This is a genomic window from Actinomyces sp. S4-C9 (genome assembly GCF_000758775.1).
Lineage (GTDB): Bacteria > Actinomycetota > Actinomycetes > Actinomycetales > Actinomycetaceae > Gleimia > Gleimia europaea.
Genome location: NZ_JRMU01000013.1, coordinates 1 through 16176 on the forward strand (window position 1 = coordinate 1; position 16176 = coordinate 16176).

Sequence of the window (16176 nt, forward strand, 5' to 3'; positions counted from 1 at the left end):
TGTGGAGGTCCGACCATCCTCCACAAGCCCCTTTTTTGTATGGGCTGAAACTAGTTCGTTGATCTCCTGGGAGATGGAGTCGAGGTACAGAAAAGCTCCCCGGAGCTGGGCTTATGTGGCCCACCCACGAGGAGCGAATCTGTGATTGAGCGTGGAGAAGCTAGAGGCTCATGTCTACAACTGCGCGGCCTTGGATCTTTTGGTCGCGCAGCGCCTTGTAGCCTTCGTCAGCTTGTTCAAGTGAGAAGTGCTTAGAGACGATCTCCTTGTAGTTAATGACGCCTTCAGAGGCCAGATCGACCACTGCGGGTAGGTCTTGGCGGGTGCGTGCGCCGTAGGAGCCGAGGATGGATTGGGAGCGTCGTACCGTGCGGTTAATCTCCACTCCTGCGGTCTGCACGCCAGCGCCCAAGCCGATGGGCACCATGCGGCCGCCGTCTGCAAGGACGTCGAGTGCGGTGGTCCAGGTTGCGGGAATGCCAAGAGCTTCGAATGATACGTCAACGCCCTTGCCGCCGGTAAGACGTAGCACTTCTTCGCGTGCATCGGTCTTGGCGGAGTTGATCGTTGCGGTAGCTCCGTAACCCTTCATAGGCGCTAGCTTTTCGTCGGATACGTCGATGGCGATTACTTGCTTTGCGCCGAATGCGCTAGCGATTTGCACGATGTTAGTGCCAACGCCGCCAGCGGCCACAACCGCTACGGTTTCGCCGTAGTGGAGGTCTGCGCCACGTCGGACTGCGCCGTAGCCGGTCAGGGCTGCACAGCCCAGGATGGAGGCGGGGACGAGGTCGATGTTGTCCGGCGTGGGGGCTACTGCGGTTGCGGGGACAACTGCGTATTCTGCCAGGCCGCCCATGGAGTACATGTAGACGGGCTCGCCTTCGAGGGTGGACAGGCGGGTTTCGCCGTCGTAGAGCACACCTTTCAAACGGTTCAGTTCAAAGAATGGCGCGCAAAGTTCGTCGCGTCCAGAGGAACACGCCTCGCATTGGCCACACGGCATTAGGAATCCGCCGGCAACGTTTTGTCCGACTTTAAGGCCGGTGTGCTCAACGCCGGGGCCAAGTTCAACGATGGTGCCGGCGATTTCGTGGCCGAGTACTGCGGGGAGGGGGAAGGCGATTGCGCCTCCGATCACGTGCAGGTCAGAGTGGCACATGCCGCAGGCCGCAACTTTCACCAGAACTTCGCCGGCGCGCGGGCGCGGGGTGCGGATGGTTTCTACCTGTAGGCCAACCTCGGTGTCGCGTAGTACCGCGGCACGCATGGTTTCGGGAATTTGTGGGGTTTGGGTTGTCATGTTGATACCTCTCGTGGAAAAGCGGGTGCTTTTAAATGGTGTTGTTCAAGATTTGCACGGTGGCGTCGACGGCTGCCGCGACGTCGTCGTCGGGTGGGAATAGTAGGGAGCGGCCAATGACTAGTCCCTTAACGTTTGGAAGTTCTAGGGCTTTGCCCCAGCCTTCCATTGCGGCCTCAGCATCTTTTCGTACCTCGCCGCCCAGGATGAGGGCGGGAAGGGTGGATGCTTCCATGACTCGTTCCATGTCTTCAATCACGGGTAGTTTGAGCCACGTGTAGGCGCTGGTGGAGGCAAGGCCAGAAGCGATTGCCATCGATTTGATAACGGCCTCGGGGCTGAGGTCATTTACGATACGCCCATTTTTGCGTTCGGAAATGAAGGGCTCAACCATGGCCATAACTTTTTGCTCGGCAAGTTGTTCAACGGCCTGAGCGCAGTTTTCTAGGGTCTGCACGCTTCCGGCGTCTTCGTAGTTGATACGCAGTAGCATTTTGCCGCCGTCAAGGCCGGCAGAGGCGATGCCGTGCGGGGTGTAGCCGGTGAAGCGGTCATCCATTTCGAATGTTGCTCCGGCTAGGCCGCCTCGGTTCATGGAGCCGTAGACGAGCTTATTGTCCAGAGCGCCTAGCAACGCGAGGTCTTCGATCAGGTCTGCGGTGCCAAGGAACCCGTCCACGCCGGGCCGCGTTAGTGCTTCAACGCAGCGGCGTAGTAGTTCTTCGCGAGATCCCATAGCCATGGGATTACCACCGGCTGCGAGGGCTCCTCGGGCCGCGTGGTCGCACGCGATGATCATTAGCGGCTTGTCGCCGTTTGGCTGTTGTCCGCGAGGCCTATCGGTAAGGGCGCTTTGGACGCGCTCGGGTTCATTCACGCGGATGTTGGTGACGGTGTCGATTAGGGGAGTCTTTGACATGATTAGAAGTCTTCTAGCTCTGGGACGATGTTGTTCTTGTGCATTCTCATGGTGGCTAGTAGCTCCGGCTCGGTTGGCATTGCCGTGGAGCATTCGAGGCGGGAAGCAACGATAGCGCCGGCTGTGGAAGCGGCGTAAATGATCTTCTTGAGCGACCATCCCGATAGTAGACCGTGGCAAACCGCGCCACCGAAGGCGTCGCCGGCGCCGAGGCCGTTGAATGTGTGAGTGGGGGTGACGGGCATTTCGATGCGCTCATCCCGGGTCTTTGCAAGCGTGCCGTAGGGGCCTTGTTTGACGATGGCGAGTTCTACGCCGGCATCGAGTAGGGCGTCCGCGGCGCGGTCAGGCTCGGTTTCGCCAACTGCGATACGACATTCTTCCTTGTTGCCAATTGCGATGGTCACCTTAGAGAGGGCTTCGCTTACGTGCTGATGTGCTTCTTCTTCAGATTCCCAGAAGTCTGCTCGGTAGTCGAGGTCGATGATGGTCGGGCCGCTCTTACGGCGGGCGTCGAGCGCCGCGTGGTGCGCATCGCGTGATGGCTGTTTGGAGAGGCCGGTTGCGGTGATCCAGAAGATTTTTGCATCTCGCACGGCGTCGGTGGGAATGTCCTGAAGAGTGAGTTCAAGGTCAGGTGCGGATGGCTCACGGTAGAAGTAGAGCGGAAAGTCATCCGGCGGGAAGATCTCGCAGAACGTGACGGGGGTGTTGAAAGCAGACTTTGTCACGACATAGTTGTCGTAGACGCCCAGGCGACGCATCTCGGTACATACGAAGCGCCCAAACGGGTCGTTGCCAACGCCGGTGATAACTGCGGAGCGGTGGCGGTAACGCGCGGCAGCTACTGCGACGTTGGTTGGGCTGCCGCCGAGGAATTTGCCGAAGGTTTCAACTGCTTCTAGGCCAACTCCGGTCTGCAAGGGGTACACGTCAATGCCGCAACGCCCTATTGTTAGTACGTCTAGCGCGGGGATTGAATTTGTGGGTGCCAATGTTTTCTCCTAAGCCAGAAAAGAGCAATTCTGTTTGTGAACTTCGATGTTCTTTTGTTAGCTCTTGCTTATAACGATAGTCCATGAGCGTGACAAACATCAAGGATTTGTCATGACAAAGATTGCTTGTGTTTTAATGTTCGTGTTACCGGCCCGTTGATTATAAAAGCCGTGTACGATTTATATAATCTTCCTGAAAGTACTTTTAGGCCTCCGTTTTAGTATTTAGGATTTCATGATGTCCAACGCTCCTTTTAGTCCGGACATTCAGGTTGTGCATGACAGTGACGTGCCGCTCCACGTGCAGATCTCTGATGGTTTGGCGGCAATGATTATGAGTGGTGAGATTGCGCCGGGCACTCGTCTTGAAAACGAGGTGTCGATGGCGAAGCGCTTGGATGTTTCGCGCCCAACGGCTCGTCAGGCTTTGCAGTCTTTGGCTGATCGAGGATTGGTGAAGAGGCGCAGGGGAGCGGGTACGGTTGTCACTTCGCCGCATGTTCGCCGGCCCATGCAACTGTCGAGTTTGCTGACGGACCTTGAGCAGGCCGGGTTTGAGGTTGAGACTCGGGTGTTGGCTTATAACACTCATCGGGCCACGGAGGATGAAGCGCAGCGTTTAGAGATCGAGTCTGGCGCTCCCGTTACTTTTGTTCAGCGTTTGCGTTTGGCTGATGGGGATCCGATTGCGCTCATGTCTAACTTGATCCCAAGCGATATTGCTCCTACCCGCGAAGAGTTGGAGGAGAACGGCCTTTACAATTGTCTTCGCACCAATGGCGTTGTGCCGTCGTATGCGACTCAAGTTATCGGAGCGCGTAATGCGACGCTTATGGAAGCCGACGCGTTGGGGGAGAAGCGCGGCGCTGCCCTACTTACGGCTACGCGTATCGCGTATGACGGTAAGGGAAGGGTAATCGACTACGGTACCCATATCTATAGGGCGTCCAGGTATTCGTTTGAAACGAAGTTCTTTGCCGATTAACGCAGGGCGTACCTTTTATATGTAGCGAATTTGCGTAGGCAAATTGATCCTGGAGGCCACCAGAGTCGTTGCTAAAAGGGGCGGCGTGTTTGGTTTAATGCGTCCTTATATAAGGAGTCCTTATTTAAGCAGTCGTTCCGCTTCTTCATGACCGGGGAAGTAGCGGGCAACGAGGGCGTGAAAGCGCGGGGTGTGTCCGCGTTCAACCAGGTGCACGAGTTCGTGGGTGAGCACGTAATCCAAGCACTGCTCGGGTTTCTTCGCCAGATTGATGCTCAGCCAGATTCGCTTTGCATGCGGATTGCAGGTGCCCCAACGGGTCCGCATTTTCTTGACTCGATACTCATTGGCGGCCAGTCCGGTGTTGGCCTCGCACCGTCTAATGGCTGCGGGTAGGGCCAGTTTGAGTTGTTCGCGGTACCACTCGGTTAAAACGCCCTCCCGTTCTTGCTGCGTAGAGCCGGCGGGCAGAGCCATGATCAAACGAGTGCCATCCACGTGTACGCTCGTGTGGGCGGCGTCGCGCACTTCAAGAGTGAGGGGGCGCCCCCACAGGTAGTGGGTCTCTCCGGTGGCGTAGGACGGGGCGTTACGCGCTTGCCGTTCAATGCGCTCGCGGCCGCTCTCGATGGTGTCCAGGTGAGCCAATGCGAAGTCGTGTAGCGCCCGCTGGGGCACGTCGCGCGGCGCGGTGATAACCACGTTGCCAAGCGGCGGCTTAACCCGCAGATACATATTTTTCAGGTCGGTTTTGCGTAGAACAGTAATGGTGATCCCCGCGACCTCAAGCGTTTCGGTGCTCACAACTCGGGGCTGTGCGCGCCGTATCCGTTTGCGCGGGCGCGGGGATCGGCCGGTCATGGAAGTTCTCCTGTTTCGCTTCGGGCGGTAACAGGACTTTAGTTTAGCGACTCCATTTTTGGCCGCGGAAGCAGGCGGTTAGTAGTTCCTTGATGTCTTCAAGACGCGCGGTTTGGGGGTTGCCTGAGTGTGACTGATAGTCGAATGCGAGCGATGCGATCTCTGCGCGTTTGTGGTTGAAAGTGGATTCGGGCATGTTCATGTTGCGCAGTAGGGAAGTGAGCCCAACTTGGTCGCGTAGGTTTTCGAGGGCGGTGGCGTAGGCTTCCACCGCTCCTTCGCTACCGACTTTGATGTCGAGGTATCGCGTGATCTCTTCGCACCGTTGCGGCATTTGGAATGTCTCATAGTTGGGCCAGGCCACGAGTTTGTGTGGCTGCGAGCCGTTGAATCGAACCACGTTGGGAAGGACTGCGGGTAGCAGGTCTTGGCGCGGGGTGTTGGAGTATTGGGCGAAGGCGCGCGCGATGGCGTCGGCTAGTCCCAGGCTGGTGTTGCCAAGGGCTGTGGAGGTTAGAGATCCAGCAGAAACCACCTTGTCGCGGCTGCTTTCGTGTGCGGCGCTGTGGTCGGCCTCGTCGACGGCGCGGGGTAGGTTTGTGAATGCGAGTTCAAGGCCGTGCAGTGCAAGCGCGTCGGTGTAGTCCGTGGCGTGGATTGAGAAGAGCGCTTCGGTGGCTTGTGCGATGGTTTCGAATCCGCGGGCTGCAAGCAGGTCTGGCTTCCATTGCGCCAGTTGCGGGTCCATGAACGAGATGCAGGGTAGGTAGGCGGCTGATGAGATCAGGCGTTCAAGGCCGGTTTCGGCGTCGATCATCGAGGCTTTCGCCGAGAGCGCGGCTTGTCCGCCAGAGGTTGTGGGCGCGCAGATTAGGCGCGGCTGTAGGATGCGCGGGGGGAGGGCGATGCGGCCGGCGCAAATGTCGGCCATTTCTGCTTGGGGGATTGCAAGGCCTGCGCGCACAAACTTCGCGGCATTAATCGTTGCGGTTGTGCCAAATGCTAGTAGCGTGTCTGCGCCAAATCCTGCGGTTTCGGTGGTGGCTTCGCGCAGAAAATCAACGGTGAGGGTGCGCGGGATGTCGTCGATGATTTGGATAGAGCTGGCTTCGTCGCGTGTGTGTAGTAGCGCGAGTAGGTTGGCAACTGCCCCGGAGTTCAAAGTGGCCTTGTCGGTGAAGATCGTGATTTTGCCTAGGTCTTGGAGCGTGGCGAGCTGACGAATGGCGCCTGGGCCTTGGAATATTTTTGATGGAACTTGGAAGGGGCTGATCACGGTGTTCCTCCGCCCGAGTCGTTTGATGTTGATGAGGTTCACGGCGCTGACGTTGTTTGATACGGAGTTGTGTCCGTATGATCCGCAGCCGAGCGTGAGTGATGGGATGAAGCTGTTGAATAGGCCGCCGATTGCGCCTTGTGAGGTTGGTGCGTTTTCAACTAGCCGGACGGCGCGTACACGGTTCCCAAACTTGGCGATGACGTCTTGGTTGCGGCAGTGGATTGCGGCGGTGTGGCCAAGGCCGTCTTGTTCTACCATTTGGGCGGCCAGTTCAATGCCTTGGTTGGCGTCTTTAGCGGTAATTACGGCAAGTACGGGGCTTAGCTTCTCGCGAGTTAGGGGCTCTGAGTAGGACACTTCTGTGCATTGCGCGAGGATTGCTTGCGTGCCTTCGGGCACTTCAAACCCTGCTTGGTGGGCAATGTCGTGGGCGGATTGGCCAACGATCTTGGGGTTGAGCCTGGCGGTTTGGCAGGCGTCGGTGAAGGCCGTGGCACCAAAGAGCAGTTTTTCAAGCTTCGCTTTTTCGGCTTCGGTGGCGATGTGGCAGCCAAGGGCATGAAATTGTTTGATGGCGTCGGCTTTGATGGCTTCATCTAGTATGACGGCCTGCTCGGATGCACAGATCATGCCGTTGTCGAAGGCTTTGGAAGCAACCACGTCGTAAACGGCGCGGTTGAGGTTAGCTGATGAGTGTATATAGGCGGGGGCATTACCGGCGCCAACGCCAAGGGCGGGTTTGCCACATGAGTATGCGGAGCGCACCATCGCATTGCCGCCGGTGGCGAGGATGACGGACACGCCTTGGTGATTCATGAGGGCGTTGGTTGCTTCCATGGACGGGGTTTCAACCCATTGAATACAGCCTTGGGGAGCCCCGGCGTTTACCGCGGCGTTGTAGACGATGCGGGCGGCTTGGGCGGAGCACTGTTGGGCGCCAGGGTGGAACGCGAAGATGATGGGGTTGCGCGTTTTAAGGCACATGAGGGATTTGAAGATAGTGGTGGAGGTGGGGTTGGTGACGGGCGTGATGCCGGCAACCACACCGACCGGTTCCGCAATTTCGGTGATTCCGGTGAACTGGTTTTGCGATATGACCCCCACGGTTTTGAGGTCGCGCATATAGGCGGTCACGTGCTCTGCGGCAAAAATGTTCTTGACGGTCTTGTCTTCGAAGTTGCCGCGCTGAGTTTCTTCAACGGCCATTTCGGCGAGGGTGGCGTGGGCGTCGCGCGAAGCTTTGGCAGCGGCTTCGACGATGAGATCCACGCTGGCTTGGTCGAAGGTCTTAAACTCGTCTAGGGCGTTGAGGGCCTTTTCAACGAGGGGATTAATGGTTTCAGAGATTGACGTCATCGCTCGTTCTCCAATTCAACTAAAGGAGGCTTAAAAATACGGTAATCTCGACGTGAGTGAAGGTCTAGAGTTTTCTTGATTCTGATATGAAATAGAGAACACGTGAAAAACCGTGCACCATCTCTGCGATATTGTGCAGACAGTGGGAGTGTTAGCGTCGTGCTGGATCTGCGATTGCTGTGGAGCTTTCTGGCGCCATTTAAGGGGCCTTGAGTCTTACAGGGTGCCGGAGATCATATACGCATTAGGGCCTTCCCGTGTTAGAGTGGACGTGCGCCCAAAGTGAGTAAAATCTTGAAGCTGAAGTTTGCGGGGGAGTTCTACAGCCGCTAGGTAACTTGGCTTCCTTTAACACCATTTGGGATGCCGGTGACGCCGGGAACCACTTTGACAAGGACATATAATGCGTATGCCGCAAACCGCTGTTGCGAAGAAACATTCTTTGCGTTTTTCTTTGGTCACGCTATCAGTTGTGGCCCTAATGGGTAGCATGCTCGGGTTTGTTCCCGGCTTGACGTCTGCGCCACCTGTCGCAGCCGCAACATTAACGGGCGGGTTGCGTGGTGCTGACGGTAAGGGCGTGATTGAGCGGGGCGACCAGATGACCTCGGACCTGCCGGCAGGCTCGTGTGAGGTCTTCAGCAGCTCGCCTGGTAGCCAGGCGGGTTTCACCTGGAGCAATCTGGAGCCGAGCATACATGCCAATGACAAGAAAGCCTGGGGCGTGGAGTTCGCCTTTGATAATTCGAAGGACCGCACGTTCGCCGATTGGGGCATCAGCAATTCAGGCCCGCTCGGCGCGGTTTTGAATGTGGGATCTGTGCATTCCATGGACATTGGCGATGCCCTTTACGATGGTGCAGGGAAGGTCACGCACAAGGCCGATGAAAATATTGAGATTACTGCGGCCGGGCGTCAACTAAACCTTAACCTAATGGCGAACCTGACTGGAGAGAAGGTCAGGCAGTACGCGGAAGCGACTGCCGACAACCCTGTGCGTTACGCTTGGAAGGGCAAATATAAAACGGACAACCCAGAGGGCCCGCGGTATGCCACTACGGGAACCAACGTGGGTTTCACAGCTGTCGTGAATCCGTGGCCGAGTGAGAACATCGAATGTAATCCGATCACGGTGTCGTGGGAGGGCTTCAGCCAGCATGTGATTGTTCCTGGTGAAGAAACCAAAGTCGGTAAGATCAACGTCCCAGCTGTACAGGGTGAGGGAACGGACGATTCCCTGTCCCGTATGGTAGTGGAGGCCTATGACGGCAACGGCAAGTTCATTGGCACTACGGACACGCAAGCATCTGGCGGTAAGAAACTTCTTCGTATTGCTGGAGATGGAGATATCTATTTTACATGGCCGGAGTACCGTGGCACGGACCTCGCAGCTGACAAGAACGTAAACTTCTCCGTCCTTGCGCTACCGCGTACCGTTGAGCAGCTTCAGGCGGCCGCTGAAACCAAATACGGCAACGCTTTCGATAGCTCTAATTCTCTGCCTCGTTACAACACTCCAAACGTGATTGAGTCAAAAACTTTTTCGCTGGATGATACGCAGTATCACGATCCGAATTATGATAAGCGCGAATCTGTGATCGTTTCGGGTGTTGATAGCTCGACGGGTCCGCTGGCTACTGAACCGCAGAAGGTGGCCTTCAAACAGGTTCCGGATCTGATTACAGACCTTGAGCAGAAGAACGCTGAAGGCGGTTTTGAAGCTCGTGTCACTCTGGACGACAAGTACGTCTACGAGGGGTGGACCGTTGAGATGGACGGTGACTACAACGTCACCGTGACCGCTCCAGAAAACCCGAAGCCCGGCACGTTTGCGCGGCCGAAGGTCATTGTAGAGTACTCGAACGGTTCGAAGGACGAGCTGGACCTCCTGGTTGTTATTGATCCGAACAACACTCAGGTCACGGACCTGGTTAAACCTGGCATCGCCAAGGCCAGGCCAAACGTGCCTGTGAGTGCCAGCATCGGTACGAAGTCCATTATGAAGGGCTACGAACCGGTTGCTCCGGCGAAGTACGAGATAGACGAGTCCACTGTTCCCGCGGGTTGGACCGTCACCGTCGGTAAGGACGGCAAGGTAACTGCCACGGCAGATGAATCGGTCCCACTGGGCACGGTAATCTCCCCGAAGGTGACTGCCACCTACCCGGATCAGACCACCGACGAGGTGGAGGTTCAGTTCCAGGTTATCAACGAGATTAAGGTGCCCACTTACGGCACCGAGGTTAAGAAGCCTGGCGAAACAGCCAGCTTGAAGCCCACTTTGCCGGAAAAGGGCCTGAGCGATAAAGAAAGTGACGAAGCTCCAAACCGCTACACGTTTGAGGATGGCGGGACCACATTGATGAAGGACGACTGGACCGTCATGATCGACGAGAAGACCGGCGAGTTGACCACGAAGGTCCCGCAGGGCGCGCAGCCGGGCGATCAGCTGGATATCCCCGTTGTTGCCCACTATGAGTCCGGGGCTAAACCGCAGAAAGCCACCGGCACGGTGTTCGTCATCAAGGGTGACGAGGTGCCAACCTACTCCGTGGAATCCACCGCCCCGAACCAGGCTGTGAATCACCAGGTAAAGGATGCCCCGAAGGGCTCCAAGTTCTCCTTTGGCAAAAAGGATGACCAGCCGGTGCTTGAACAGACTACTGAGGACGGCTGGAAGTACACGATCAACCCAGATACTGGTGTTGTCAGCGCCACTCCGCCTGCAAATGCAAAGCCGGGAGATAAGAAGACTGTCAGTGTCAGTGTGGAATCCCCGGATGGTTCCACCCCGGAGGTGCCAGTTACCACCGTGGTGAGCCTGTCTAACAAATGGGAAGCGGAACCTTCGTATCCACAAGAAACGGTGTACCCGGGTGGCAGCGCAACGTTGCCGGTAACTCTCGAAAAGCCGAATAGCATCAACGTTGCAAAGGAAAATCCCTACACGCTGGTTAACGTGCCTGAAGGTTGGACTGTCACCATCGACGATAACGGTGGCATCACTGCAACTGCCCCGGCAGACGCAAAGCCTGGGGATCACGTAGAAATTCCTGTCAAGGTTACGTACGAGGACGGCTCTAGCGATACGGCTACCGCCGTGGTGACGGTTGTGGATGTTCCCACCCGCGAAGTTCCGTTCCATGTCGAGTACAAGTACGACGACACCATCCCTGCCGGCGAGTACAAGGTTGAAACCAAGGGCGTGCCGGGTAAGGAAAAGATGAACAAGGACGGCGTTTGGGAACGTACCGATGAGCCTGTCACTGAGGTTGTTCTTGTTGGCGCGAAGCCTGCCGAAAGTTCTCAGGAAGTCACCTGGTCGGTTCCGATCCCGTACCCGACTGAGGTTAGGGAGAACCCGAACTTGAAGCCTGGGGAAACTAGGGTTGTTCAAGAAGGTGAAAACGGCGAGAAGACGTACACCGCTAAGTTCACTGCGAAGGGCTCCGAGGCTAAGGTTGCCCAGGAGGAGACCACTAAGGAACCGAAGCCTCGCATTATTGAGATCGGCCCGGGCATTGCAGATCAGGAACTGACCAGCAAGAAGACCCAAGAGGTCCCGTTCGAGATCGAGTACGTCTACGACGATACCCTCGAGTCGGGCAAGCAAGTTGTCGAGCAAGAGGGTGCGCCGGGCGAAGAGGTCATCACTGCCACCCAGAAGATCAAGGATGGCAAGCCGGACGGCGAGCCAAGCATCACCGTCGAGCAGACCATGGCCCCGCAGAAGGCTAAGATCCGCATCGGTACTAAGACTACTGGTACCAACACCGAAACGGTTGAGTCTGAAGTTCCATTCGGCGTAAAGATCGAGTTTGATCCGAACATGCCTGCGGGTACCTCTGAGACGGTTACCGAGGGTAAGCCGGGTAAGAAGCAAGTGACGATCGAACGTGAAATCGTCAACTCGCAGCCCGGTGGTCCAAAGATCTCCGAGGAGATAGCTGAGGAGCCTGTGGATCAGGTGGTCAAGGTTGGTACTAAGCCGTCTGAGGCGTCTGAGAAGGTTACGTGGACTGCGCAGGTTCCGTTTGAGGTTGAAACCCGTCCTAACTCGGAGTTGAAGCCGGGTGAGATTAGGGTTGTCCAAAAGGGTGTGTCTGGTGAGAAGACCTTTACGGCTGATTTCACCGCTACGGGTGAGCAAGCCACGGTTACGCCTGAGGAGAAGGTGACTAAGGATCCGGTTAACGAGATCATCGAGTACGGTCCTCATGCTGAGGACTCTACTGTGGTGACTAAGGTTGAAAAGCCGGTGCCTTTCGAAACCGAGATTGTGTTTGATGATTCGCTTGCTGCTGGTGAGCAGGTTGTTGATCAGCAGGGTGAGACTGGTGTTGAGATGGTGACTTCGACACAGAAGATTGTTGATGGTAAGCCTGCTGGTGATCCGGAGGCGTCTACTGAGCGCACTAAGGAGCCTGTCAAGCAGATCATCCGCGTTGGCATCAAAACCACGGGTACCAACATCACCGAGTACGAGGTGGACGTGCCGTTCGAAACCGAGATTCAGTTCGACGAGAACCTCGAAGCTGGCAAACAGGAAACTGTTCAGGAAGGCAAGCTCGGTAAGGACAAGGTAACCACAACCCAGACCATTGAAAACTCGAAGGTTGTGGACACCAAAACCGAAACCGAGCGCGTGAGCGAGCCGGTCAAGAAGATCGTTAAGGTTGGCACTAAGGGTGAGCCTGCCTCCACCACCATTGAATGGACGGAGAAGACCCCGTTTGAGATTGAGGTTCGAGTCAACCCAGATCTCCAGCCGGGTGAAACCAAGGTTATTCAGGAGGGCAAGCAGGGCGAGATCAAGCACACCGTCGCGGTGAATGTTGAGAACGGGGAGGTCTCCAAGGAGAATTCCTTCAAGAAGATCAGCGATCCGGTTAAGCACATCGTCGAAGTTGGCCCTGCCAAGACTCAGACAACATTGACGGACAAGCACACGGAGAAAACTCCGTATAACACTGAGATTGAGTTCGATCCGAACCTCGAAGTTGGCAAGATTGTTGAGGACCAGGCCGGTGTATTCGGCGAGAAGGAAATCACCAAGACCTGGAAGCTCGAGAATGGCGAGCCGATCGGCGATCCGGAAACATCCGAGAAGGTTGTCAAGGAACCGCAGCCGCGCAAGCTACGCGTAGGTGCCAAGTGCAACTGCGAGGATCCGACGGAATCTACTGAGCCGACCGAGCCGACCGAGCCAACGGACCCCACTGATCTGACGGATCCGACGCAGCCGGGTGAGCCGACGGACCCCACAGATCCGACGGACCCAACAGATCCAGCTAACCCGTCTGACCCGACGGACCCGACGGATCCAACGGATCCCACCGAACCAACGGATCCTACCGATCCTACCGATCCGACCGATCCGACCGATCCGACCGATCCAACGGATCCAGCTAACCCGTCTGACCCGACGGACCCGACGGATCCAACGGATCCTACCGATCCGACCGATCCGACCGATCCAACGGATCCAGCTAACCCGTCTGATCCAACGGATCCGACGCAGCCAGGCGAGACAACGCCGGGCACTACGTCAAGCGATGAGCCGAGCACTCCGGGCGCTGAAACTGACCCCAGCAAGTCTGCTAAGTCGGGCGCTCAGAGCGGTTCATCACTGGCCCGCACCGGTGTTAGCGTCGAGGGCTCGCTAGCAGTAGCCGCGGCGTTGCTACTGGCAGGCGCAGGCCTCACCGCGATGCGCAGGCGCAACTCCCAGCGCTAAACGAGCAATAGCGAAGCCTTCGGGCAATAACCGCTAACTCAAAATAAATATGGCGGGAATACAAAACCCGTATTCCCGCCATATTTATTTATTGCGTTCGATCCTTTCCGCGGCCGAGCTCATGCCTAGTAGCGAGAAGATAACCAAGCTACTGCAGGTTCTCCGTAATCTGCTTGACCATGGCTTCCAGCTCACTCATGTCCGTAGAACGAATACCCGAGCCAACCAAAATCACATCATCACCATGCGTGGCATAAGCCGTGTAAAGCATTGCTGTACCAGCTGATGTCACCATCGTCATGATCTCCCCATGAGTGTCCACGCCAGGAACATCCATCGGGAATGATGCGAGCGAGATACCAAGATTCGTTTTCTCATCCGCCATCGTCATTGACGGACAGTTTTTTACTAACTCCCGGCTCTCCTCCAGATCAACCTTGCTGGCACCGCCCGGCCATATCTGCGCGGTCATATTGAGGTTCTCAATGTAGCCATGCGCAAACACTGCCTTTGAAGCATCAGCCGTCAACGCGTCCAAACGCCCCATGTTGGCCTTAAACAGATCCCCACATTTGGAGGGCTCGTAAACAACACCCTCCTGGTTAGCGGCAAGCATTTCGCCAGACCAGTTCTCTTCCAGCTGTTCACGAGTCCCTAGCTCCAGCGGCTCCCCATGATAAGTGAGGCCGGTTAGAGCTGCCGTATACTCCGCCTCACTCTTGGCGCCTTGCGGCTGGGCGGTTGCCGATGTTTCGGTTGTAGCCGCCTGCGTGGAGGGCACCTGGGAAGGCTGCGCATCTGTGCTCCCGCCGCCACACGCTGATAGGGCAAGTGCTGCAACTCCGACGGTTACAGAGGTCTTCAAAAGCGTGCGTCTACCGGTTGAACGAGTCATTTCTGGCTCCTATCTTCGAGATCGGTTCAACATTTTTCGGTTCTCTGCTTGAAGCCTACTGTAGCTTCCAGAAAACCAGGTAACGCTATCCTTACGTGAATGCCCGTTGCAGGCACCTTGAGGTCGCCAAAACTGCATTAAGCACGAAAAATTCGCACCTCGTTGCGTGCCCGTTAGCGAAATGTTTACCTAAGCCCCTGCCGTCAAATCCCAGTTCACAGGCGTAGCGCCCATTTGGATCAGCTGCTCATTCGCCCGCGAAAATGGTCTGGACCCGAAGAAACCTCGGCGGGCTGACAGGGGAGAGGGATGTGCAGATTCAATCACCGGCGTGTTCCCCAGCAGGGGCTTTACCGACCTCGCATCGCGTCCCCACAAAATAGCCACCAATGGCAGGTCGCGAGCTACTAGGGCGCGGATGGCAGCCTCGGTTACGGCTTCCCAGCCCCGGCCCCTGTGTGAACCTGGGGCGCCCGGACGCACTGTGAGTACGCGATTCATCAAACACACACCTTCGCGCGCCCACGGGGTTAAATCTCCCGACGTTGGCACCGGCATACCCAAATCCTCATGCAACTCGTTGAAAATATTTACCAACGAGCGCGGCGGAGCCACTCCCGGGCGCACCGAAAACGACAGACCCATTGCATGCCCTGGCGTGGGGTAGGGGTCCTGTCCAATAATGAGCACCTTCACGTCCTCAAACGGGTACGTGAACGCTCGCAACACGTCCGTGCCTGCCGGCAGGTAGCCGTTACCCAGGCGGTTCTCCTCACGCAGCATGTTGCCAAGCCGGTGAATCTCCGGCTCCAGTGGGCCCAAAGCCTGGGCCCACCCCTCGTCAATCAAATCGGATAAAGGCAAAGCAGTCACGCCCTCATCCTACGCGGCAACGCCGCACCCAATCAGCCAATATCGGCGTGGATGAGCAGATGAAAGTAGAAAACCGGTACGCTAAAACCGTGAGTTTGCATCAATATCCTGAAGACGAATTCGACCAGGCAGGCGCCGAAGGCCCCGTGGGCCTGTTTCGCGAGAAGCCATCTCGCTGGAAAACCGTGCTGCCCTTCCTGCTCGTTCTAATCATCGTCCCCGTGCTCGCATGGGGCGCGGTGTCATTCATCACCAGTCGCAGCGACAATCAAACGGCTGAAATGCAGTCGACCACAGTCGCAACGCAGGCGCCCACCGAAACCACGGAAGCGCCCACCAATGCCGAGGCCACCACGGAAGCTACCACGCAAAAGCCAACGGAAGAGCCCACCGAGACCGAACCTGCCGTCTCTAAAGACGTCGCCATTCAAATCCTCAACGGCACGCGGATCAATGGTCTAGCTGCCGAGGCCGTCGGCAAACTGCAGGCGGACGGATACCAGTACGTGAGTGCTTCCAACGCTTCGGGCTGGCTCACTGAATCCACCACCATCTACTACGCGCCCGGAACGCGCGCGGGAGCTGAAGCGATTGGTGAAGTCCTCGGCATTAGCAACCTCTCTGAGAACAGCACGGATCTGGGTAACTCTGATTACGTGGTAGTTCTAAAGGGCGACTACTAAAAACTTTCCATAACTCCCCGCGTTGCGCGAGGCCTGCGTGACGCGGGAGTCCAAAATGCAAACTCGCAAAGGCGGCCAGACTTGAGTCTGGTCGCCTCAACTTTTTGAGCTATTAGCTGACTCGTCTTGCACTCTGCTCGTTAGAGTGCCAAAATACTTATTAGCACTCACAAGTGTTGAGTGATAAAGCAAGGGTTACCGGGTGAGGCCACCATTTGCGAGACAGAAACGCAAACCCGGCTGGCCGTCCGTCGCGGGCACCTCGTAGCCAACAACCGCTACAGCGGAGG

10 protein-coding genes are annotated in these 16176 nt (G+C 56.7%); 3 read left to right on the top strand and 7 right to left on the bottom strand.

Going from position 1 to position 16176, the window contains the following annotated elements; translation table 11 throughout:
- Positions 1-160: 160 nt before the first annotated feature.
- From HMPREF1628_RS06305 to iolC, 3 genes are read right to left on the bottom strand one after another with little or no spacing between them, the layout of a single operon-like run.
- Positions 161-1303, bottom strand: a complete 1143-nt coding sequence (locus tag HMPREF1628_RS06305) for a zinc-binding dehydrogenase (protein ID WP_034509586.1) — start codon at positions 1301-1303, stop codon at positions 161-163.
- 31 nt (positions 1304-1334) lie between these two features.
- Positions 1335-2222 carry a Cgl0159 family (beta/alpha)8-fold protein gene (locus tag HMPREF1628_RS06310; protein ID WP_052038946.1) on the bottom strand — a complete coding sequence of 296 codons (888 nt, stop codon included), beginning with the start codon at positions 2220-2222 and terminating at the stop codon, positions 1335-1337.
- A gap of 2 nt (positions 2223-2224) precedes the next feature.
- Positions 2225-3217: a 5-dehydro-2-deoxygluconokinase gene (gene iolC, locus HMPREF1628_RS06315; RefSeq protein ID WP_034509590.1), complete on the bottom strand. Its 993-nt coding sequence runs from the start codon at positions 3215-3217 to the stop codon at positions 2225-2227.
- Between the two features lie 238 nt (positions 3218-3455).
- Here iolC and HMPREF1628_RS06320 point away from each other — a divergent pair, with 238 nt between their 5' ends.
- Positions 3456-4202: a GntR family transcriptional regulator gene (locus HMPREF1628_RS06320; RefSeq protein WP_034509650.1), complete on the top strand. Its 747-nt coding sequence runs from the start codon at positions 3456-3458 to the stop codon at positions 4200-4202.
- A 120-nt stretch (positions 4203-4322) separates the two neighbouring features.
- On the opposite strand, the gene HMPREF1628_RS06325 is transcribed toward HMPREF1628_RS06320, so the two are convergent.
- Together HMPREF1628_RS06325 and HMPREF1628_RS06330 are read right to left on the bottom strand one after the other, a co-directional pair.
- A complete protein-coding gene (locus HMPREF1628_RS06325; RefSeq protein WP_034509653.1) occupies positions 4323-5006 on the bottom strand; it encodes a M48 family metallopeptidase in 684 nt (227 codons plus the stop codon).
- 100 nt (positions 5007-5106) lie between these two features.
- On the bottom strand, positions 5107-7698 hold the full coding sequence (locus tag HMPREF1628_RS06330) for an aldehyde dehydrogenase family protein (protein WP_052038947.1): 2592 nt from the start codon (positions 7696-7698) through the stop codon (positions 5107-5109).
- A gap of 403 nt (positions 7699-8101) precedes the next feature.
- Between HMPREF1628_RS06330 and HMPREF1628_RS06335 the strand changes: the two genes are divergently transcribed.
- Complete coding sequence (locus tag HMPREF1628_RS06335) at positions 8102-13435, top strand: G5 domain-containing protein (protein WP_084703286.1); 5334 nt, start codon at positions 8102-8104, stop codon at positions 13433-13435.
- 148 nt (positions 13436-13583) lie between these two features.
- On the opposite strand, the gene HMPREF1628_RS06340 is transcribed toward HMPREF1628_RS06335, so the two are convergent.
- Both HMPREF1628_RS06340 and HMPREF1628_RS06345 read right to left on the bottom strand, forming a co-directional pair.
- A complete protein-coding gene (locus tag HMPREF1628_RS06340; protein WP_034509596.1) occupies positions 13584-14330 on the bottom strand; it encodes a hypothetical protein in 747 nt (248 codons plus the stop codon).
- Between the two features lie 189 nt (positions 14331-14519).
- The gene (locus HMPREF1628_RS06345) at positions 14520-15203 is read right to left on the bottom strand and encodes a uracil-DNA glycosylase (RefSeq protein ID WP_034509601.1); all 684 of its coding nucleotides are present in this window, start codon (positions 15201-15203) and stop codon (positions 14520-14522) included.
- Positions 15204-15292: 89 nt separating this feature from the next.
- Here HMPREF1628_RS06345 and HMPREF1628_RS06350 point away from each other — a divergent pair, with 89 nt between their 5' ends.
- Positions 15293-15886, top strand: coding sequence for a LytR C-terminal domain-containing protein (locus HMPREF1628_RS06350; RefSeq protein ID WP_232219404.1), 594 nt, complete (start codon positions 15293-15295; stop codon positions 15884-15886).
- The last annotated feature ends 290 nt before the right edge of the window (positions 15887-16176 follow it).